Annotated in this window: 19 protein-coding genes, 1 pseudogene, 1 riboswitch and 1 other annotated feature; of the genes and pseudogenes, 6 read left to right on the forward strand and 14 right to left on the reverse strand. The window is 28.5% G+C overall.

Translation table 11 applies throughout. The features are described 5' to 3' along the window. Positions 1 to 11: 11 nt before the first annotated feature. The 9 genes from C1715_RS19755 to sigY form a co-directional block, all read right to left on the reverse strand. Complete coding sequence (locus tag C1715_RS19755; protein WP_242971914.1) at positions 12 to 1,490, reverse strand: DUF4430 domain-containing protein; 1,479 nt, start codon at positions 1,488 to 1,490, stop codon at positions 12 to 14. 182 nt (positions 1,491 to 1,672) lie between these two features. Continuing rightward, entirely contained in the window at positions 1,673 to 4,261 is a 2,589-nt protein-coding gene (locus tag C1715_RS07165; protein ID WP_035291840.1) for an LPXTG cell wall anchor domain-containing protein, read from the reverse strand. Positions 4,262 to 4,588: 327 nt separating this feature from the next. Beyond that, positions 4,589 to 4,793: riboswitch (cobalamin riboswitch) on the reverse strand. Between the two features lie 180 nt (positions 4,794 to 4,973). Beyond that, positions 4,974 to 6,515 carry a hypothetical protein gene (locus C1715_RS07170; protein WP_035291842.1) on the reverse strand — a complete coding sequence of 514 codons (1,542 nt, stop codon included), beginning with the start codon at positions 6,513 to 6,515 and terminating at the stop codon, positions 4,974 to 4,976. 151 nt (positions 6,516 to 6,666) lie between these two features. Continuing rightward, on the reverse strand, positions 6,667 to 7,413 hold the full coding sequence (locus tag C1715_RS07175; protein ID WP_035291843.1) for a hypothetical protein: 747 nt from the start codon (positions 7,411 to 7,413) through the stop codon (positions 6,667 to 6,669). Then, entirely contained in the window at positions 7,403 to 8,341 is a 939-nt protein-coding gene (locus C1715_RS07180) for an ABC transporter ATP-binding protein (RefSeq protein WP_035291845.1), read from the reverse strand. Before C1715_RS07180 ends, C1715_RS07175 begins: the two co-directional genes overlap by 11 nt. 155 nt (positions 8,342 to 8,496) lie before the next feature. After that, a complete protein-coding gene (locus C1715_RS07185; RefSeq protein ID WP_035291847.1) occupies positions 8,497 to 8,688 on the reverse strand; it encodes a PLDc N-terminal domain-containing protein in 192 nt (63 codons plus the stop codon). Between the two features lie 39 nt (positions 8,689 to 8,727). Beyond that, positions 8,728 to 8,925 (reverse strand): hypothetical protein, encoded by a 198-nt coding sequence (locus tag C1715_RS07190; protein WP_035291850.1) that lies wholly within the window; start codon positions 8,923 to 8,925, stop codon positions 8,728 to 8,730. Further along, positions 8,925 to 9,302 (reverse strand): hypothetical protein, encoded by a 378-nt coding sequence (locus C1715_RS07195; RefSeq protein WP_035291853.1) that lies wholly within the window; start codon positions 9,300 to 9,302, stop codon positions 8,925 to 8,927. The genes C1715_RS07190 and C1715_RS07195 overlap by 1 nt, the downstream gene beginning before the upstream one ends. A gap of 1 nt (position 9,303) precedes the next feature. Next, complete coding sequence (gene sigY / locus C1715_RS07200) at positions 9,304 to 9,840, reverse strand: RNA polymerase sigma factor SigY (protein WP_102399839.1); 537 nt, start codon at positions 9,838 to 9,840, stop codon at positions 9,304 to 9,306. 330 nt (positions 9,841 to 10,170) lie between these two features. Here sigY and C1715_RS07205 point away from each other — a divergent pair. The 5 genes and pseudogenes from C1715_RS07205 to C1715_RS07225 all read left to right on the forward strand — a co-directional run. Next, positions 10,171 to 10,704: pseudogene (locus C1715_RS07205) on the forward strand (esterase/lipase family protein); the annotation flags it as partial. A 305-nt stretch (positions 10,705 to 11,009) separates the two neighbouring features. Further along, positions 11,010 to 11,981 (forward strand): helix-turn-helix transcriptional regulator, encoded by a 972-nt coding sequence (locus C1715_RS07210; protein WP_102399840.1) that lies wholly within the window; start codon positions 11,010 to 11,012, stop codon positions 11,979 to 11,981. A gap of 71 nt (positions 11,982 to 12,052) precedes the next feature. Then, the gene (locus tag C1715_RS07215) at positions 12,053 to 12,298 is read left to right on the forward strand and encodes a hypothetical protein (protein ID WP_102399841.1); all 246 of its coding nucleotides are present in this window, start codon (positions 12,053 to 12,055) and stop codon (positions 12,296 to 12,298) included. Between the two features lie 106 nt (positions 12,299 to 12,404). After that, positions 12,405 to 12,854: a GyrI-like domain-containing protein gene (locus C1715_RS07220; RefSeq protein WP_102399842.1), complete on the forward strand. Its 450-nt coding sequence runs from the start codon at positions 12,405 to 12,407 to the stop codon at positions 12,852 to 12,854. Positions 12,855 to 13,227: 373 nt separating this feature from the next. Further along, positions 13,228 to 15,054 (forward strand): YcaO-like family protein, encoded by a 1,827-nt coding sequence (locus C1715_RS07225; RefSeq protein ID WP_102399843.1) that lies wholly within the window; start codon positions 13,228 to 13,230, stop codon positions 15,052 to 15,054. Positions 15,055 to 15,195: 141 nt separating this feature from the next. On the opposite strand, the gene C1715_RS07230 is transcribed toward C1715_RS07225, so the two are convergent. The 5 genes from C1715_RS07230 to gltX form a co-directional block, all read right to left on the reverse strand. Beyond that, the gene (locus C1715_RS07230) at positions 15,196 to 15,555 is read right to left on the reverse strand and encodes a hypothetical protein (RefSeq protein WP_102399844.1); all 360 of its coding nucleotides are present in this window, start codon (positions 15,553 to 15,555) and stop codon (positions 15,196 to 15,198) included. Positions 15,556 to 15,665: 110 nt separating this feature from the next. Next, the gene (locus C1715_RS07235; protein WP_102399845.1) at positions 15,666 to 16,523 is read right to left on the reverse strand and encodes an AraC family transcriptional regulator; all 858 of its coding nucleotides are present in this window, start codon (positions 16,521 to 16,523) and stop codon (positions 15,666 to 15,668) included. Between the two features lie 92 nt (positions 16,524 to 16,615). After that, positions 16,616 to 16,738 carry a hypothetical protein gene (locus C1715_RS20020; protein WP_278320096.1) on the reverse strand — a complete coding sequence of 41 codons (123 nt, stop codon included), beginning with the start codon at positions 16,736 to 16,738 and terminating at the stop codon, positions 16,616 to 16,618. 132 nt (positions 16,739 to 16,870) lie between these two features. Continuing rightward, the gene (locus tag C1715_RS07240) at positions 16,871 to 18,535 is read right to left on the reverse strand and encodes a glutamine--tRNA ligase/YqeY domain fusion protein (RefSeq protein WP_102399846.1); all 1,665 of its coding nucleotides are present in this window, start codon (positions 18,533 to 18,535) and stop codon (positions 16,871 to 16,873) included. A gap of 234 nt (positions 18,536 to 18,769) precedes the next feature. Next, the gene (gene gltX / locus C1715_RS07245) at positions 18,770 to 20,431 is read right to left on the reverse strand and encodes a glutamate--tRNA ligase (protein WP_102399847.1); all 1,662 of its coding nucleotides are present in this window, start codon (positions 20,429 to 20,431) and stop codon (positions 18,770 to 18,772) included. A 53-nt stretch (positions 20,432 to 20,484) separates the two neighbouring features. Further along, positions 20,485 to 20,704 (reverse strand) — a binding site (T-box leader). Positions 20,705 to 20,925: 221 nt separating this feature from the next. Between gltX and C1715_RS07250 the strand changes: the two genes are divergently transcribed. Continuing rightward, positions 20,926 to 21,789 carry an AraC family transcriptional regulator gene (locus tag C1715_RS07250; RefSeq protein WP_102399848.1) on the forward strand — a complete coding sequence of 288 codons (864 nt, stop codon included), beginning with the start codon at positions 20,926 to 20,928 and terminating at the stop codon, positions 21,787 to 21,789. The last annotated feature ends 11 nt before the right edge of the window (positions 21,790 to 21,800 follow it).

The raw sequence follows: 21,800 nt of genomic DNA on the forward strand, positions 1-21,800 counted from the left end.
CACACCCTCCTTTAGTCCTTATTATATTTAGAGTAATCCTGATCTCCTACATCCTTACCTAAATTGCAGGTGTAATTCCAAGATATATAGTCATTTTCTTTAACATTATATCTACTGCAGCCATAATTAGGAAACCAACCATTTACCTTATACATCCAGCCACTCAACTCTCCACCGTCAAATTCATATAGATGATTTATTCCTTCCACATATGCTCCGCTATATAATGGATCATTCCTAAATTCCATTTGAATCCCTTTACTTCTAGTTGCACGCTTCAATATATCAAATACATTTTCATTCTCTTTTATTTGGACTTTCGTAGGTGGCAAAATCACACCATCTTTAGGAATATAAGAGGCTTTTCCTTTTGGAAGTCTATCCATATTGTTAAGTATTGTATTACAACGAATTTCTATAGTACAGTATCTCTTTTTAGTCCTTCTTGAATTGGCAGAAGTACTTTTAGTTCTTTCTTTACTTGCTACTGTTTTATTATTAGTATTATTATTTGCTTTATTGCTTACATATCTATTATTAATTTCTTTATTACTACTTTTTACATCTTTGTTTTCTTTATTAGCATTATCCTTATTACTATTTACTTCATCTGAGTTATTTTTATCTGTATTATTTTTATCTTCGGCAATCTCTGAAGTTTTTGCTTTATCCTTTTCAGCTTTAGATGATTCATCCTTATTTTCATTTTTAGGTTTTACTTCATCAAATTTTACTTTTGCTACTTCTGTCTTTACATCAGATAATACCCAATCTCCACCTTCATCTATGCTAAATGAAGCCATGCTGTTTTTAAACTGTATTTCAGATTTATAAACTAAATGATTAGAAGCTTCATTATATTTATATAGATATTTTTTTTCCTTAGATGGATTATGAAGTTTTATGTCTACCTCTAGAGGCAATTTATTATTATGGCGGAAAGACAACATGTCCACTTTCATGCTATTGTCCTTAGCAATGATTTTAATAAATTCCTCATACACTGTATCAGTTTCTATATCTAAATTTATTGGATGTATCTCCTTAACCTTACTTCCTAATATATTCCACTCTACTTTTTTATTAGATCCTACCTTAATTTCCTTATTAAAGATTTTATTTTCTTTTTTTATCTTTTCTAACTCTTCACTTGATAGACAATTTTTATTAGAGGAAGATTTGAATTCTTTAATATCAGCTTTAATTTTCTTATATTGTTTTCTCATATCATCAATATCTGGTGCTTCCTCTTCAACTAAAACTTCAGCCTCAGCAATAGCATTTTTTATCTTAATAATATTATTCTTAGAGTAATCGCCTTTGTCATTTCCCAGCTTAGCCTTATCTAATAATGTATTTGCTTTCTTTATCTGTGTAGAAATAGCTTTATTATAATCCGATGGTTCGATAGACAATTTATAAAGTCCACCTATTACAAAAAAGGCCAATATACTGATGAGTATTATCCTTCTTATCCTTTTTCTTTTCATAACCAAACCCCTTATAAATTATTTGGAGAGACCACATTATATGATCTCTCACTGTTTAATTATTTTTCTATAGTTATAACCTCTCATTTGTAATTATTATTTTATACTTCCATTCCCTTACCTTTAATTATTCTTTTTAATTTTGCTATTTACCCTTTTGATTATTCTATTTGATTTTTTACCTATTGTACTTTAACAGATTTTTTTCTATTATATACAAATAGAATTACTCCTATTAATATGCAAACTGTTGCAATAATAGCTGGATAATTTCTTGAACCAGTTTTAGGCAAGGTATCATTATCCTCTTTATATTCACTGCTATTTTGTTTATCAGACTTTAAGTTTTTATTATCACTATCTGCATTGTCTTTAATTGAATTTTTATCTGATGATTTTTCTTTCTCTTTACTAATTTTCTCTACATCTTTTGATATTTCAGGAATAATATTATAATTTTCAATATATTTTTTCTCTGATTCTGGTATAGATTTATAGTTAGTTTCTACTTCATCTATAATATTCTTTATCTCATCTACATTATTCTTATCTACAGTAATCTTTTTATCTCCATCCATAAGTTTTTCATTAATTAATGCATTTATAAAGTCAACCTTCGCTGGAATAAAATACTGCTCATAACTAGTAATAGTAGCTAAATCTTCTTTAGTAAGTCCATTAATGGCTTTATCTACATTATCTATTAACGACTTACTATTAGTATTAATGGCTACACCAATTAATGTATTTTTAATAAGCTCGTCTACTTTTTTTATTTGATTTAATACTTTTTCTAATTTTTCTTCAGCTTTTTCTAATTTAGAAAGATTTGTAACTAATTTTTTACCGCCATCACTTAATTCATCATATCTTGCTCTTGTAGATACGATGGAAGCACTGTCTACAGAAGTAATTTTGTCCACTGGTTTTATATTACCTATTGCTTCCATAACACCTTTTGCTGAAACAGCATTCTGTAATTCTTCTACTTTTGCAACAGCCTTAAGTAATTTATTTGAATTTGTTATTTTAGCTTTTTCTTCATTTGATAACCTATCATAAGATGCTTTTAAAGCTAGAACTCTACCCTGGGCATCTAATGTTATATCTTTTAATTCTGGCAATGAATCAATACCTTTTATTAAATACTCTATTGGATCAACATTTTCTAATATTTTTTGCAGCTTATCAAAATTAGTAACCTTAGCTTTCTCTTGATCTTTCAAAGCATCATAACGTTCAAATATACGTTTAATTTCAAAACTATTATAATATGGAGAACCAGCTGGGTCTGGTAGTCTTTCAATTTGATTTATGATATCAGCAACACCTATATTAGTATTATTTTTCTTTCCATAATTGTAAAGTATTCTAGCATCATTGTAGAAAACCATATCTCCATTAGGAGCAATTGCTACACTTTGTGAAGCGTATTGTTTTTCTCCTATATTAGTAACCTTTTCATATTTAGGTTTAGTTTGTCCTATACTATCTCTAACAATATACATTACTGAACTGTCACTTTCCTTATCTGGTGCATAAGGAATAATATATAAATAAACTTCTTGATTATTTTCTTTTGTGGCATAAGCTGTAGTTAATATAGGAGTACCTTTTGTAATAATTTCATCTATCCTATAAATCTCTTCCATAGTGTTTGCATCTATTACGTGGAATGGTTCATTACTTCCCATAGTATGTCCACCACCACCAAGATATAATCTATCATTATAAATTACTGGACTTGATTGAGTTCCACCACCATCAACATCAGAAATGTATGCCTTCATACTCTCTTTTTTAAAAGACCCATCACTATTTATCTCATATGAACGTACTACAGCTCCCAGACTTCCAGCACCGCTAGCAGATATATATATACGGTTATTCTTTGGATAATATACAATAGTGGATGAAACCACTTCTTTATTTGGTAAAACCATGGAATCAATTATTTTTCCTGTTTTTGCATCAACAGATCTTACTACACTACCCTCTCTTCTAATTTTACCTTGATCTGCAAATATAACTGCTCCATTTACAAATGCAGGACCCGCATTTGTTCCAAATCCTAACATTGTATTAGTTTCTACAGTCCATGCTGATTCTACCACTTCATCTGATTTTGAAGGATCTACATCTGTAGTTTTAAAAGCAGCATATTTTCCATTACGATCTCTTGGTCCTGTATATACATAACCATCATTGTAAAATACCTGTGCTTGAATTTGTGCACCCTCTGCTATTGAAGCAGTAACAAATAACTGTTCTAAAGTATTTGCATCATATGCGATTAAATATGTTTTCCCTGGCTGTCCGTTTTTTCTTGTAACATGTCTTGGAACAAAAATCTTACCATCACCATAAGCCAAATTTATAAAAAATGCGGCATCTCCTGGAGCTGGTGCAGTTTTTATTACTTTTCCAGTACTAGTTTCAAATTTAATAAGTTTTTCATATATATAACAATAAGTATAGTTCCCTACTATAATAGGAGTGCCTGGAGTAGTAACCCAATCCGAATCGCTTTTAGATTCAGTATATTTCCACTTTAATTCCATTTCTTCACCATTTCTTGGGGTTTTGGCATCAGATACTCCTTGAAGCTTTAAATTTCCCATAAATTGTGGCCAGTTTAAAGTAGTACCAGCTTCTACTAACTTATCTGTTTTTTTCGTTTCAGCAAATACACTGGTAAAATTCGTTAATACCATAGCCATAATAATTACCATGGCCAAAAAATGTTTAAATATATTTAACTTTTTTTTCATTTTTCACACACCTTTTAATTTATTGATTTAAGATATAGTACATATTATTTTAAAATGCTGTAAATTTCCATTTTAAACTTAGTAATTCTATTAATATAGTTAAATTTAAATACATCAGTTTGAATTTAAAAATAATAAGTCAGTATGCTAGTATATTTAACTTGTTATTTCTTTTCATGTACCTTATGTAACTTTAAAACTAGTAAGTATACAACATAAACTTTTAAAAAATCACATAAAAAAATCTTCTAACACGAGGTTAAAAGACAGCGAATAAATAATATGAAAACATTTCCACATTTAACACCCCCCTATTAATCGTAGAGACTTTGGTGAAAAATATAGGCAGATATCCTGACTTAAGTATCATCATTTAAAAATGTCTTCCCAGTTACCCAGTGACATAATATTCTTAAACTCCTCTATTACAGTGGCGGAACCGTTCAGGATTTTAACCTGATTCCCTTTTAATCCATTGCTAAATCTTAATAAATAACTCTTCAGCAACGAAACCCATATTTTATTATTAAATTATTAACATGTTCAAGATAATATTAACTATACGGTATAATATTGTCAATAGTAGAAATCAGTAGAAATACGAAATAAAGAAGAAATTTAGAAATAATTTATTTATTTTAAGAAAAATAAGATAAAAATAGAGACGGTTAAGAACTTTTATCTAAAAATTCTTAACCGTCCCCCTACTTCTTTACTTTCCTCTGCTTAAAGCATAAGCTTCTCTTGTTAAAAACTGCTTTGTCTTAAGATATTCAGGTATGTTCTTTTCCTCATTATTTATAGTTATATTAGCAAATTTCCTTCTTAATTCTAGCATGTACACATTATTGTCATAAGGTAGCTTTCCAATACATCTCAGTCTAAGTTTAAAATTATCATCCAGTTCACTTATATTAAATAGAGTGAGAAATCTTTTACATCTTCCTTTGAAAGCTTCTTCAGGATCAAGATTATCTATTTCAGTGTTATCAAAGATAAAATCAATATTTAGATATCCATCCTCAGCATATATGTTTGATTTGCAGAACTCATTTATATATTGTCTATTTTGATTAGCTCTAGAAATTCTCGAAAATTCCTCAAGCTCATCTATAAAGGTCAAAAAGGACGAATCATCAATAATTCCTTTCATTTGAAAACCTTCACTAGTATGATCAGATATAGCCATAAGTATTGATACAAGTACCATTGTCTTAACATAATCATATTTATTTACATTTAATGTTTTGTAATCTGAATAGTTAAAAGGTCTATTACTAAATACGGACAATTTTCTAAACAAAAGAAAAGCACTCATTATTCCATGTTGGTAGTTTTCAAAATCCTTTGAATATCTAATGTGCCTAGAATAACTAAAGTACAACTGCATTTTAAGTTTATTATTTTTTAAAATTTTACTCTCCTCTTCTGTTAAATTTAAAATTGCTTCTTCATTTACTCCCTTTATCTCCCCACTATATCCATTAAATTTAAATATCTTTTTAATAATTTGCTCTGACTCTTCACCTGATTTTCGTAAAAAACTAAAATTATAACTTATAAGATTTATGAAATCTTTTATTAAATTATCGTGTATATCTGAATAACTAAAATCAAATTCACTAAAGTCTTTTATTCCAAAATGAGGCAGTATACTTTTTATATTTTTATTTATAGAATTTATTTTCTTTATAGGATAGCCAAGATCATGAGTTAAAGCTCCTAAACATCTTACGGAATCATTATAATCTTCAAATTCTTTAATAAGATCATCTAACTCAATTACATCCTGAAATACTTCTGAATATTTACTTTTTCTAAACACATCGGATATTTGCCTTAATTGTTCATCTTCCTTACCGTATTTGTTAAAAAAAATCTTAAATTCATGATTTTTTATAATATATTCACCTAAAAAATATACCCATAGACAGTGCATAGTATGATCTCTATAAAAAGAATCCGATGCAAATATAAGCTCTTCAAAATTTACATATTCATCAAAATATGCAAATAAATCATCATAACCTCTTCTATCAGAATCTATAAAGCTCATGGATGCCTCAAATAGAAGTTTCCAAAGTTTCTTGCAAATTTTAATTTTATTATGCATTTCATCAGCTTCTCTTAAGTTTGATATTTCCCTTAATATATCTTTCTTGTACCATGGTTTATTCTTCAAAAACGCTATTGAATCCTTACCAATCTCATTAATATAAAAATCAAGTACCTTCTTTTCGTTAATTATCCCCAATTAATTCACCCCATTTAAAACTATTATTTTTAACCATTATTTACTATTATATCATTGATATCAAATTAATTACAGAGTGTGAAAAACAGTACAACTAGGCCCATTTAAGATACTTTCTGCATGCTTCAGATAGCTACACTGTCCTCTTACTTTAAATTTCTCTTTTTGTAAATAATAATATAGAAGAAATTATTGATAAGACTGTTATTATAACTGTTATTATTAGAGGTTTACTGGAGAACTCACTTGAAAGCTTCGAGCTTTCTGCTATAAGAGTAAAAGGATTAAAAGAATATTTAAATGTATTTAAAAGAGTTAACAAGATATTTATTCCCATAGATAACAGTGCAACCGCCATAGATTTTTTAAACAAGCTGCTAAACAAAAATATCAATGAAAGAATAAACAATAGATAAATATATACACTAGAAGAACATATAAACACAGTTTTTATATTAGGAAAATCCTGCTTAAATACAATAAAAGAATAATATATGTTTGTGATTACAGAAAGCGTACTTATTATAAATACTACAACCCCATAAAAACAAAATTTTGATATTACAATTGATGCCTTATTTGCTGCTTTTGTTATAGGAAATATTATGTTTCCCTTAGAAATTTCATTGCATAAAACTCCACTAAGTGTAAGACATAAAATCAATACACAAATTTGAGGTAAGGTACTACTTAAATAGTTTGCCACAGAATCCATTGCTGATGTTTTAAAAAGACTTGACATATCAGTTCCATATTGTTTTTCTAAAAGCTTTGGTGTGACTTTTAGCATAGGAGGAGTTAATAGCGCGAAGAAAAAGAATCCCATAAATAATATTATTAGTTTATGTTCTCTTTTAGCCTCTATAAATTCCTTATTTATATATGCCTTAAATGTCATTGCAAACACCTGCCTTAACAAGATTAAAGAATATATCCTCTAATGATACTTCTTTTTTAGTAAAGGATTTTATAGGAGTATTTAAAGATACTAAATATCTAAATAAATCACATTCATCTTTTAAAGTATTATCCACATAAATTAACATTATTTCTTCATTTTGTTTTATATTTTTTATAAATTGTGGATAATTTTGTTTTTGTACACAGCCATCAAAAATCACTTCATAATAAAAGGATGAATACTGCTTTTTAAGTGAGTCAAGAGTAGTTGAAGTAACAATTTCACCTTTATGAATTATAGTTATATAATCACATATATCTTCTGCATCACTTAAAAGATGAGTTGAAAAAAATACTGTCATACCTCTTTTCTTGAGACTTCTAATTATATTCATAACTTCTCTTCTACCTTCCGGATCCAATGCTGAGGTAGGTTCATCCAGTATAACTATCTTAGGATTATTACATATAGCAGTAGCTATCCCCAATCTCTGAAGCATGCCTCCTGAAAGAGTTTTTATGGTTTTATTTGATGCTTCTTTTAGACCAACTACTGAAAGTAATTCATCTCTAGAAAAACTAGAATCTTTAGAAGGAGAAAGGCTTAGTATAAAATCTAAATATTCCTTAACTCTCATATAGTTATAAAATTTAGGTTGCTGAGGAAGATACCCTATAGATTTTCTCTCATCATCATAATTAAGCTCTTTTTCACAAAAGATTACCTGTCCTGATGAAGCTTTTTTCAAACCACATATTATATTCATAGTAGTAGTTTTACCTGCTCCATTTTCACCAATAAATCCGTAAATAACCCCCTGTGGAATCTTTAAGTTTATATTTTTAAGTACCTTAAAATTGCCATAATTTTTATTTAAGTTTATAAGTTCTAAAGTAAAATCATTGTCCCCCTCACATATATTCATTGGCCTTCATCCTTTCCTAATATTATTTAATTCCCTTATAAAATTACTAATTTCATTTTCCCATAATTATTAATTTCATTTTTCTAAAATTACTGCTTTCGTTACTTCTTAATATCATTATTTTCATCACTTCCCTTACATTTGTTTCATATTTTCTAATCCTCATTTCTGCCTATTATTAAAAATGCAATACATCCTATAGAATTAAAACATAGTATTGTCCACGCCCATTTTGGGATAAATTTCACTGGACTTTTTGCTATTATTATAAAACAGTAAATTGAAAAAATAGCTTGAAGTATTAATATTGGTATTAATAATGTAAAATCTATAGTCACAATATCCACTCCTTTACTTCCTATTTGCATTTATTTATAAGCTACAAATTACTTATTTTTCTTCTTAAAATATATTTTTTTATATATTAAATAAATTAAGGCTGAACTAGGCACATTCATTAACCCAATTATTCCCCAAAGCCAAGGATTTGGAATATTATTTTTCATCGCATCTCTGAAAATAATAGTTCCTTGAATAGTCACAAGTATAAGCAGCAATATAATAAGTACTGTATTTCCTGTCACTAGCCTTCCCTCCTTGCTTTTCTTCTAATAATAAATGAATTTATTATTAGTAATAGTATAAGTAATACAAATTGGACTTCCACTATCGCTACTATTGAAACCTTTGTACACATAAATCCAATGAAAATAGACATTAAAGTAGCTACCAATAAGAATTTAATTGTAGCCTTTCGAAGCTTAATATTAAAACCTATTTCCTGTCCCTTTTCTACTATAGAACTTATATCAATAGAAACAGGTATATTATTTTCCATATCATTTGTAATGGACATCTTATCTAAAATAGATTTTAGTTCAAATTCATCAGAGGTAGCACCATCTAGTGACCCCTCATAGTACTTATCAATGTTTTTATTTAAATCATCAAAGGATTTCATATTAGCTACCTCCCTTAAATTTCGAAATAATTTCTTTTATTCCATAATGTAATCTAGAACGTACTGTACCAATTGGACAGTTTAATATATCACTTATTTCTTCATAACTATATCCATAATAGTGCTTTAGTATAAAAACGCTTCTTTTATCATTAGACATGGCTTTTAATATTTTCAAAACCTCCTCTAAATCTTCCTTTATAATTATATCTTCCTCCAAATTATAAGAGGATGGCAAAACATCTAATAGTATATCTGTTTCATTAACCTTTCTTAAGCAATCCTTATATTTATTAGTTGCAATCTTTATTAACCATGTAGAAAACTTTGCCTTTGGAGTAAAGGACTCTATATGAATAACAGCTGATAAAAGGGTGTCTTGAACAATATCCTCAGTTAAATCTTTATTACAAGTGAGTTTTAATACATATCCCTTTAAAATTGAAAAATTATTACTAATCAATATTTCCAAGGCATATTTATCCCCCTTCTTAGCTCTTGTGATTAAATTTTCTTCATTTTGATTTTGAAGATTCATATGTTTTACTCCTTTTGCTATTACACTTATTTCATTTATTTATTCATTTCATTTATTAAACGTATTAATTTCAAAAAAGTTCAATGAAAAATTAAAATTTTTACCTAATTATAAACTTTGCTAAAAAATAAATCTATGTTAAAAATAGCTCAATTATCCCTTATATCCCTCTTAAAAATTACTATTATTGAGATATTCAAAGCTTTCTGCTTGTACTATTGATTAAAACATGTTTATTTATTCTTTATTATTTTTACATTTTTATACTTTATTTTAAAATAGTGGTATAATGTTTTTATCGTTATAAAATATTAATGGAGGTGTTCTATTATGAAAAAAACTTTTAATAAAGTTTTTAAAAAAGTTTTTTTATTAGTTCTATCCTTTATGTTATTAACATTAAACTTTACTCCTAACGTCTTAGCTTCATCTGCTTCCTGTGGAAATTCTAATACAAATTCATCATTACCTAAATTAAATAACAATTATCCTATTGTAATGGTTCATGGATTATTTGGTTGGGGAAATGACGAACTCTATGGCATTAACTATTGGGGTGGAAAAAATAGTCTAAAAGATATGCTAAATAAAAAAGGCTATACAGTTTTCACTCCTACTATAGGTCCTATATCTAGTAATTGGGATAGAGCCTGTGAATTATATGCTTACTTAAAAGGTGGTACAGTGGATTACGGAGAATTCCACTCAAAAAAAGCTGGACATGCACGTTATGGAAGAACTTATCCTGGAGTTTATCCACAACTGGGAACTTCAGATGCTAATGGATTAAAAAAGATCCACTTAATTGGTCACAGTATGGGTGGACAAACCATTAGAGTATTAGCTCAATTATTAGAAAATGGGGCTGTGGCATTAAAAAATTTACATACAATATACTGTTTTGCAAGTTTAAACTTAACACAATATATTGTAGTATTTATTTTTAGTGCGACAGCCCCGTTGATGTAATTATTACTTCATTTAAAATAATCGTATTTATATAGATATTTTTCATTTTCCAAAACTTCTTCAATTAATTTGTGTAATCACTTATAATAAGTATAAATGCTATCCAGTATTTAGTCTTTAAAAAGTTATAAATTTATACGTTTATACAATATTTTCTTTTTTTATTAAATTACCAAAGCTTAGGATCGGAGTGTGAATTTATGAGACTTCACAGACTTTTAGGAATTATTATGCTGCTTGATTCAAGAGGAACAATGAAAGCAGGAAATTTAGCTAAAATACTTGAAACTTCAGAAAGAACTATATATAGGGATATTGATATATTATGTGAAGCGGGTATTCCTATTATGTCACTTCCAGGTCCTAATGGCGGCTACTCTTTTATGGAGGATTATAAAATAAATTCAAATGTTTTTGAGAGCGGAGATATTATTAATCTTTTACTTTCAAGTATGGGCATAAGACCAGAAAAGAATAGCGAAACAGCACAACAGCTACAAAATGCCATAATTAAGCTTGAAAAAAGTATATCTATAGAGCATAGAAAAGAGATTATTAAGGCTAAAGAAAAATTTTTTATTGATTCAGAACCCTGGCGGGGTAAAAAGGCACAAAATAAGTACATAGATATAATTAAAAAATCAGTGCTCAATTTAAAAAAGATAAAAATATATTATAAAAAATATGATGGAGAAGTATCAGAAAGAATTATAAGACCCTATGGTGTAATAGTAAAAAATTCTCAGTGGTATGTGGCAGCCTTTTGTGAATTAAAAAATGATATTAGAATTTTTAAATGCAGCAGAATTAAAAATACTGAAGTTCTAAGTGAAAGTTTCCATATGCCCGAGAATTTTTATCTGGAGGAATTCTGGAAAAAAAACAAACAAAAATTTGTGAAACAGGCCTCATCTAAAATAGAGCATAACGCATACCCTGTAAAAGTCAAATTGTATGAGGAAAAGAAAAAACTTCTTGAAGGCTTTCATGTGCTTTCTTCCATGAAGTTAAAAGACCATTGGGTTTATGATATAGATATGATTAGTTTTCAAACTGCCTGCAATGTAATATTTCCTTTTAGTGATAGAATAGAAATTCTAGAACCTATGGAGCTTAGAGGGTTTATATTAGAAAAAATCAATAAAATCTTAAATTTATATAAAGTTAAATAAATCCCTGACATAATGTTGTCAGGGATTTATTGATATAATTGATATAACATTAATTGAAGGGGTGAGGGATAATGGAAGAAAAAATAAAAAAACTTTCAGGGGCAAATATGGACATAGATCTAACAAGTGATGGCAAAGTTGATTGGAAGCAAAGTGCTTGTCCTTGGAATAAAAAAGACGGATCAAATACACATAAATGTGCAGTTAAAGATACTTCAATATGTGAGTATTTTTGTGGTATTGAATATCTAGATAAAGTAATTTGTTGTTTCCCTAATGCAAATCCAAATAGGTATCAGGGAGCGATTAACAAATAGATACTATCAAATGGTAAATACTAGATATAGCTAACAAATTTTAATATATATTAATTTAAAATTCGTTAGCCCATCTATAAATACAAATATGAAGGGAGATATTAATATGGAAGGAAAAATATTAACCATCAAAGGATTCAAAGCTGTAGGTATCACTTACTTTGGTAACAATAAAAATGGAGAAATACCAAATCTTTGGAATACATTTAACAAACGTTACAAAGATATAAAACAAAAAAGTAAATCTATGCTCTGTTACGGTGTCTGTGATGATGAAGCAGATTCCCAAGGTAGATTTCCCTACACTGCTTGTGCAGAAGTAGATAGCTTTGAGGATATACCAGCAGATATGGTAACAAAGGTTGTTCCAGAGGGTAATTACTTGGTGTATACTTATAAAGGAGCTATAAAGGATATTTGTGAGTTTTATAACAACATATTTGCAAAATGGCTTCCAACTTCAGGACATGAGATAGATTATAGACCTCAATTTGAATTATATGATGAGAGATTCATGAACAATGGAGAATTTGACGTATATATTCCGATTAAGTAATACTTTATATAATAATATCTACTAATTATTTTTATTCATAAATATATCATAAAAAGGATGTGCGTGCAGCAGCATGTCCTTTTTATATTCTTATAAACTCAAATTTTCCTTATTAGTTGTAATGTAAAGTTTTTAAAAGAAACACTAAATAAAAATTCAATATCAATCATAACTTATACTCATTCTAAATATAATTTAATTGTTATAACTATTTATAAAATACACTTTAGTAGCTCATAGAAGTGATATACGTCTATTGACAAAATTAATATTTATTAGTTATAGCGTGAATTTTAAAATTCTAAGTTTCCTAATTAACTAAAAGTAGCGTATTAATGATACTTATTTTTAAAAATTTTTATGAGGTGTTAAAATGAATTATATAAACACAACAAAATATAAAGATGAATTACCAATAAATACTATAGATAAAATTAGAAATTTACTCTATAGTGCAGGGCTTTCTACCATAGAAACAAATTGGAACAACTCCATTAAAGGCTTCTATTCGGTAAGTCTAACTGTTAAAGGTACAAACTTATCTACAAATGGTAAAGGCACCACTTCCTTATATGCATTGGCAAGTGCTTATGCAGAACTTATGGAAAGGTTACAAAACCAATCTTTCTTTAAACTTTCTGTAGATTTAAGTCCACAGGCATTAAATTATAGAGGTTTCTATTATGCACCAGATGAAAAGTATATTAAAATTACTGATATGATAAATAGCCAAGAAGATTGGGTTCAAACACAAATGTCTCAATTAAATCCTGATATTGATAAATTTAAGCTCATGAATAAGTGGAAGGCTATATCTTATGAAGACATTTCCTGTGATTTTGTTGCTTTACCATATATTAATTTAACAAATAGTAAATTATCATATATACCAATCAAAATGATTTCAAAAATGTATATGTCCAATGGCATGTGTGCTGGAAATACAATAGAAGAAGCATTAGTACAAGGATTATCTGAGATTTTCGAAAGATTCGTAAATAAAGAAATAATATTAAATAAAATTACACCTCCAACTATTTCTAATAAATATATATCAAAATTCCCAAAAATTGAAGCAATGATAAATAGAATAAAGTCTAATGGAAATTATGATATAATTGTAAAAGATTGTTCACTTGGAAAATTCTATCCAGTAGTAGGAATAATTTTCATCAATAGAGACGACCAAAGCTATTTTGTTAAATTTGGAGCTCATCCAATATTAGAAATTGCTCTTGAAAGAACTCTTACTGAGCTTTTACAAGGGCAAGATATTAAAAATATGAATGGATTAAAAGAATTTGCTTATAAGAATACTATTAATAGTGAAAAAAATAATTTAATTGGCATTCTTGTAAATGGTTCTGGCTTTTATCCTACTGAATTTTTCAGTAAAAATTTCAGTTATAAATTTAGTGAATTTGAAGATCTTAGAGATTGTAGCAATAAAGAAATGTTAAATTATTTAATTTGTTTATTAAAGAAAGAAAATTATGATGTTTTTGTAAGAGATGTATCATATTTAGGATTCCCTAGTTATCATATAATTGTTCCAGGCTTCAGTGAGATTGAAAAAATTGATGATATAGAATCAATAGAAGAATACTCTGATTTTGTTAGAATTAAAAAATGTATAAGAAACTTAGATACCCTTTCTAACGAAGAAACATTACAATTTTTAAATATAATGAAATATCGCAAAATCAAAGGTCTAGCCCCTATAACTGAATTTTTAAACATTTACACAAAAAATACATTTTCATGGTATTATTCAAGCATTGATTTGTTTACTGCCGCTGTCTATTACAAGTTAGGGGACTTTAAAAATGCCTACGAAACTTTTAATACATTTTTAAAATATATTCCATTTAATCCACTCAATAAAAAAATATACACTTATTATAAATGTGTGAGAGACTATATTGGAACAAAAATAGATAACTTAAATGAGAAGGAAAGTATAAAAATGTTAAATTCTTTTTATCCATTAAATATGATAAATAAAGTAATCAATCAATTTAGAAATCCACAACAAATCTTTTCTATCTTTGGACAACTAAGGTGCTGGAACTGTGAAATCTGTGATTTCAAAGCCAGTTGCTCATATAATACAACAGAAAAGGTTTATAAAGTTCTAAAATACAATTATGATTTAAATAGAATAGACCAATATCGTATCAAAAATTTATTAAGTTTATAGTATTTTAATAATTCAAGCGAGAATGAAAATTTATTTCTATTCTCGCCTTTTTTAAAATAAAAAAGACTAAACACTAATTTAATTTAAAAGCATTTAGTCCTAAGATTGTTATACCTTTGATTTTATATTTAATGTACTTAATTACTCTTCATAAGTAGATATCATTGGAGTCATTTCATACGTTCTCTGCATTGATTGCATTGGATGCATCGCATACATTCCACACATCGATTGCATTGATTGCATTGGATGCATTGCATACATTCCCTGCATCGACTGCATTGATTGCATTGGATGCATTGCACACATTCCCTGCATCGATTGCATTGATTGCATTGGATGCATTGCACACATTCCACACATCGACTGCATTGATTGCATTGGATGCATTGGATGCATTGCATACATTCCCTGCATCGATTGCATTGGATACATTGGGTAGTTAGGTTTCATTTCTTTAGCATTCATTTCTTGCATACAGCCCATTTCATATTTATCCATTAATATACCTCAAATTTATTTTTTCTATATTATTATATGTGAATCACCTTTTTATGTGATTCTATTATTTAGTGTTTGATACCCATTTACACTTTCGTGGATTTATACTATCATAGTTTCTCAACAGGAATCCATATTTCACAAAAACAATCCTTAATATCCTCTGAATACAATTCAAAATCAGTATCATCAATCATGCTATATTCTGAACCTGGAAGAAACTCTGAAAAGATTTTCCCCCAGGTTTCGCCTATGCAATCTTCATTTTCACCAACACATTTAAATACAGCCCATAATGTAGGTTTTACCTGCCATATAGTATATCCATCCGGTACATTACCACCACTAAATTCCATACCAATGCCATAGTCAAAATGAGTACTTTCTTTTGATACTGGTGCACAGGCTCCATAAACATCATGCTTTCTAGTGTTTTGTTTCAGAACATCAAATACTCCATTTTCGCCACATTGTTTCCAAAAATCCGGAATTTCAGTATTTCCATCTTCTGAAATTGATTCATTTCTAAACTTTTCAACCTTAGCCAATAATTTAAATTCTTCTCGTTTTTCAATTCTGTAGTCCATAACAGTACCACCTTCCAATTTTATTTTAATAAGAAGGCGATTAAAAGACTTTAATTTCATACCTGCACGCCTTGCCACATTCGGCGTAACACCATGAAATCTAGTAAATGCTTTTGTAAAACTTTCTGGTGAATCATAGCCATATTTTAATGCAATATCAATTACCTTTAAATTAGATATAGAGATTTCCTGTCCAGCCATGGATAATCTTCTATTCCTAATATACTCATTTGCTGTAATACCAGTCACTAAACTAAATGTCCTATGAAAATGATAGCTTGACATGTACACATGTTTTGCAACATCTTCATAAGTAATCGGCTCTAATATATTTTCTTCCATATAGTCGATTGCCTTTTGCAGGTTCTGAATAAAATTCATTTTATCACCTCCATGTATAAATTGTACTAAAACATAACTGTTATTTCCTATCCTCCCTTGCTCACATTTGTCCAAATGAACTATAAATTTTGTTAATAAACTACCTCATTAAGTTTAGAAATTAATTCTTGATCATTAAATTTTTTAGTAAGATAATTTTTAGGATCAAACTTTAGTAAAACATTTCCTATATCAAATACAACATTTTTAATCATTTTGCCCTCCAAATATAATATAAGCACTTACCTTTGTGTGTTTTTTGTTTAGATTTTCTAAGTAAATTGCCATTTAAACTTCAATATTATTTAAACATATAATATAAAAAGTGTCGAGAAAAACTCGACACCCTATTTCTTTAGCTTAAATGAACTTTTAAGTGATACTATTCTATTAAATACTAATTTTTCATCAGTAGTATATTTTGGATCTACTGTAAAAAATCCATTTCTAATAAGTTGTAACTTGTCTTGTGGCTTGGCATTTTCTATAGCTGCCTGCTCAATAAATCCTTGTAATATCTCTAGTGAGTTTGGATTTATTTGTTCTAGGAAATTCTTTCCTTCATTTTCTTCTGCATCATCTAATATTAAAGGCTCGAATAATCTAAATTCTGCTGGTTTTGCTTTTTTAGCTTCTACCCAGTGAATAGTTGCTTTTACCTTTCTTCCTTTAAAACCTGAACCTGATTTTGTTTCTGGATCATAAGTACAATGTATTTCTACAACTTCATCATTCTCATTTTTTATAACATCTGTACATTTAACAAAATATGCACCTTTTAATCTTACTTCGTTTCCAGGGAATAATCTAAAATACTTCTTTACTGGAACTTCCATAAAATCTTCTTGTTCTATATATAACTCTCTTGAAAATGGCACAAGTCTCTTTCCTAGAGTTTCATTCTTAGCATTGTTCTCTATTTCTAACATTTCTGTTTGACCTTCTGGATAATTTGTAATAACTAATTTTAAAGGTCTCATAACAGCCATTGCTGATGGTACTTTTAATTGTAAATCTTCTCTTATGAAGTATTCTAACATTTGAGAATCTACTATTGAATTAGATTTAGATACACCTATTGCCATACAAAAGTTTCTTATAGCTTCTGTTGTATATCCTCTTCTTCTTAATCCTGATACAGTGGGCATCCTTGGGTCATCCCATCCGTCAACTATTCCTTCATCAACTAATTGTTTTAACTTTCTTTTACTCATAACTGTATTAGTCATGTTTAATCTTGCAAATTCAATTTGTCTAGGAACAGATTCCATTTCACATTCTCTTACAACCCAGTCATATAAAGGTCTATGATCCTCAAACTCCAAAGTACATATGGAGTGAGTTATTCCTTCTATAGCATCTTCTATTGGATGAGCAAAATCATACATTGGATATATGCACCACTTATCTTTTGTATTGTGATGTTCTGCATGGGCAATTCTATAGATTATAGGATCTCTCATATTTATATTTGGAGAAGTCATATCTATTTTAGCTCTTAAAACTTTTTCTCCATCTTTAAATTCACCTTTTCTCATTCTTTCAAATAAGTCAAAATTTTCTTCAATAGTTCTACTTCTATAAGGACTTTCTTTTCCAGGTTCAGTTAGAGACCCTCTATATTCTCTCATTTCTTCTGGAGTTAAATCACAAACATAAGCTAATCCCTTTTTTATTAAAAGAACTGCTTTTTCATACATTGTATCAAAATAATTTGATGCAAAATTTATTTCATCCCAGTTACCACCAAGCCATTTTACATCTTCTTTAATTGATTCAACATATTCAGTATCTTCTTTAGTAGGGTTTGTATCATCAAATCTCAAATTAAATTTTCCATTAAATTCTTCTGCTAATCCTGAGTTTAAAACTATTGATTTAGCATGGCCTACATGTAAATAACCATTTGGCTCTGGAGGAAAACGAGTTACTATTTTATCATGTTTTCCACTATTTAAATCTTCAATAATTATATTTCTTATGAAGTTAGATGAATTGATTTCATCAGACATATTTTTCCATCTCCTCTTAATTATTTTTACATATAAAATGCTTGTTATTAAATTATGTTTATTACCACATATATAATGCTTATTGTTAAATCTCACCTATTGTTACATGCATAATGCTCATTATTAAACCGTACTTATTATCAATTTTAATCTAATATACCTAAAAAATAAAGTTAGTAACTGAACTTTCACACATAAATTTTAAGATATATATTATTTTTTAATTTTATATGCTTATATTTCTAAAAATTTCTCAAATCTTTGTTTTACTTTATCTTTACCTAATATATTCATAATAGTATAAAGATCAGGTGTATTACTTCTATGTGATAAAGCTGCTCTTACTGCACCTGCAACATCTGAAATCATTCCTTTATATTGTTCTGGATTTGCTTTGTATGCTTTTCTATTTGCACAATATCCTAATTCTAAACCAATTGATTTTAAATCTTCAAACCATTCCTCTTGACTAGTAACATTGGTATTGTATTTATTCATGTATGCTTTTATTACGTCTTTTGCTTCTTCTAATGTTAATGTCTTTGGTAATTCAACTTCTTTAGCAGTTTCTTTGTAGAATAATTCATCGAAGAAATAGAAGATTTTTTCTTTTACTTCATCCCACTTAGCATAGTCTTTTCTTGGTTTTGGCCCTTCTTTATCTATATTAAATATTTCTTTAGACATTTTTTCATTAACTGTAACCAATCCATACATTTCCGCATCAAATTCTTTTGCCCAAGCTATATAATTATCATAAACTACATCTGCCTTCATTTTGCAAATAACATTTTTACTTACATCATTTAATTTTACTATATCAAATAAAGCTCCTGATTTACTCATTTTGTCTAAATTTACTGTGAAGTCATGATAACAAGCTGTAGGATTTTCTTCTCTCCATTGTTCAAAGGTTGAATTTATGATATTTAATAAATATTCTATAACTGAAACTGATGGATATCCAACTTCCTTATAATAAGAAACCGCAGCTTCTGGATCTTTTCTCTTTGATAATTTTCTCTTTGAACCGTTATCATTTTTCATTATTGTTGGCACATGAGCATATTGTGGTATTTCTAAACCTAATACTTCAAATAATTGAATATGTATAGGCAATGATGATAACCACTCTTCTCCTCTTATAACATGAGTAGTTCTCATTAAAGTATCATCTATAGCATGTGCAAAATGGTATGTTGGAAGTCCATCACCTTTTATTATAACAATATCTTGGTCATTCTCAGGAAATGATATATCCCCTTTTATTAAATCATGAATTTCAACTCTATTTTCTATATTTCCTGGTGACTTTAATCTTAATATATACTCTTCTCCTGCTTCTATTTTAGCTATAGCTTCTTCTGGACTTAAATTTCTGCACTTAGCATATTCTCCGTAATATCCTGGAGTTATTTTTTCAGCTACTTGTTTTTCTCTTAAAGCTGCTAACTCCTCAGGAGTACAAAAACATGGATAAGCCAATCCCTTAGCAATCAAATCCTTGGCAAAGGTCTTATATATTTCCCCTCTTTGACTTTGTCTATATGGACCATATTCTCCTTTAAAAGTTTCTTGTCCTGTCATACCTTCATTAAAATCCATTCCAAAGTTATACATTGTTTCAATTGTATCTTCGATTGCCCCTTGAACTTCCCTCTTTTGATCTGTATCTTCTATTCTTAAACAGAAAACACCTTCACTTTGACTTGCTAATCTCTCATCTACTAAAGCTGTGAATATTCCTCCAATATGTTGAAAACCCGTTGGTGATGGAGCATATCTAGTAACTTTTGCTCCTTCTTTTAAATTTCTCTTTGGATATTTTTTTATATAATATTCCGGTGTCTTGTCTACATCGGGGAATATTATATTAGATAATTTTTCTAAACTCATTTTTATTCCTCCTAACTAACTATAATAAATATAAAAAAACTTCCGTCCTAAAACATTAGAACGAAAGTTACTTCCGCGTTACCACCTAAATTGATTAAGTAAACTTAATCCACTCATTATCCCTATATGGGGAGTTCCCCTAAACCTACTACACAATAAAGCTTTCAGTTTAAGCTCCAGAGCTTCTTTCTATAGAATCAAATATTAGGCTTGCACCCTCCCTAACTCGCTTTAAATTAATGTCTATATACTCTTCTCCTTCATTGCACTTATCAATATTATTATTTTCAAAATATAGTACTATTATACCTATACCACTGGTTATTGTAAATAGTATAGACATATTTTTATTAACTTACAATTAATCTTCATTTATTTAGATTCATTTAATAACTTCAATATATTTTTATAAAAACATTACCTTACAAAATTGTGCAATAAAAGAGAGGATATATATTTTTTATAATGTTAAACTTTGTTTAGGAGGCGATGATATGGAGTGGTTAAAGAAACTAAGTCAATCTATAGATTATATAGAAAACAATTTGGATGGAACTATTTCTTATGAAGAAATATCAAAAATAGCCGACTGTTCCATTTACTCTTTCCAACGCATGTTTAGTTATATTGCAGGTATTCCTTTAGCTGAATATATAAGGCGTAGACGTATGACAGCTGCTGCATTTGAAATACAAACTAAAGAAATTAAAATTATGGATATAGCTTTAAAGTACGGTTATACTTCACCAACTGCTTTTAATCGTGCATTTCAAAGTATTCATGGTGTAGCACCAACTCTTGCTAGGTCAGAAGGAACTCTACTAGAAGCATATCCACGAATCAGTCTTTCAATATCAGTTAGTGGAGGTGAAAGTATGAAGTATAGAATAGAAAAAAAAGGACCTATTCGAATTATAGGAATAAGAACTGGTTTACAAGAAAATTTTGAATACAATTTTAAAGTAGTCCCTGAATTTTGGAATGAAACACTTAAAAAGGATGACTATTTTAAAATTTGTAACTTAAACAATCAATCCCCTAAGGGCATTCTTGGTTTAACATTATATGAAAACCCTAAAGAAATTTATTATTATATAGCTACTTCTACAGATAAGAATGCTCCAAAAAATATGCTAGAGTACACTATTCCATCCGCAACTTGGGTTATTTTTGAATGTAATGGTAATTTTAAAGAATCTATTCAAACCATATTTAAAAAATTTCTTACAGAATGGCTCCCATTCTCAAACTATGAGTATGCAGGATTGCCAGATATAGAAATATATCCAATAGCCAAATCCCATATTGCTTCTGGATATTCAGAAGTGTGGATAGCAATTAATAAAGTAAGTGAATAAAAAATAATTAT

The organism is Haloimpatiens massiliensis (assembly GCF_900184255.1).
In the GTDB taxonomy this organism is placed as follows: Bacteria; Bacillota; Clostridia; order Clostridiales; family Clostridiaceae; genus Haloimpatiens; species Haloimpatiens massiliensis.

Coding starts and splice junctions, on each gene's coding strand:
- C1715_RS07195 (WP_035291853.1), bottom strand. CDS start 9,302: ATGAAATCCTTTGATGATTTAAATAAAAACATTGATAAGTACTATGAG.
- C1715_RS07225 (WP_102399843.1), top strand. CDS start 13,228: ATGAATTATATAAACACAACAAAATATAAAGATGAATTACCAATAAAT.
- C1715_RS20020 (WP_278320096.1), bottom strand. CDS start 16,738: ATGATTAAAAATGTTGTATTTGATATAGGAAATGTTTTACTAAAGTTT.
- C1715_RS07220 (WP_102399842.1), top strand. CDS start 12,405: ATGGAAGGAAAAATATTAACCATCAAAGGATTCAAAGCTGTAGGTATC.
- C1715_RS07240 (WP_102399846.1), bottom strand. CDS start 18,535: ATGTCTGATGAAATCAATTCATCTAACTTCATAAGAAATATAATTATT.
- sigY (WP_102399839.1), bottom strand. CDS start 9,840: ATGAATCTTCAAAATCAAAATGAAGAAAATTTAATCACAAGAGCTAAG.
- C1715_RS19755 (WP_242971914.1), bottom strand. CDS start 1,490: ATGAAAAGAAAAAGGATAAGAAGGATAATACTCATCAGTATATTGGCC.
- C1715_RS07230 (WP_102399844.1), bottom strand. CDS start 15,555: ATGGATAAATATGAAATGGGCTGTATGCAAGAAATGAATGCTAAAGAA.
- gltX (WP_102399847.1), bottom strand. CDS start 20,431: ATGAGTTTAGAAAAATTATCTAATATAATATTCCCCGATGTAGACAAG.
- C1715_RS07215 (WP_102399841.1), top strand. CDS start 12,053: ATGGAAGAAAAAATAAAAAAACTTTCAGGGGCAAATATGGACATAGAT.
- C1715_RS07235 (WP_102399845.1), bottom strand. CDS start 16,523: ATGAATTTTATTCAGAACCTGCAAAAGGCAATCGACTATATGGAAGAA.
- C1715_RS07165 (WP_035291840.1), bottom strand. CDS start 4,261: ATGAAAAAAAAGTTAAATATATTTAAACATTTTTTGGCCATGGTAATT.
- C1715_RS07175 (WP_035291843.1), bottom strand. CDS start 7,413: ATGACATTTAAGGCATATATAAATAAGGAATTTATAGAGGCTAAAAGA.
- C1715_RS07180 (WP_035291845.1), bottom strand. CDS start 8,341: ATGAATATATGTGAGGGGGACAATGATTTTACTTTAGAACTTATAAAC.
- C1715_RS07250 (WP_102399848.1), top strand. CDS start 20,926: ATGGAGTGGTTAAAGAAACTAAGTCAATCTATAGATTATATAGAAAAC.
- C1715_RS07210 (WP_102399840.1), top strand. CDS start 11,010: ATGAGACTTCACAGACTTTTAGGAATTATTATGCTGCTTGATTCAAGA.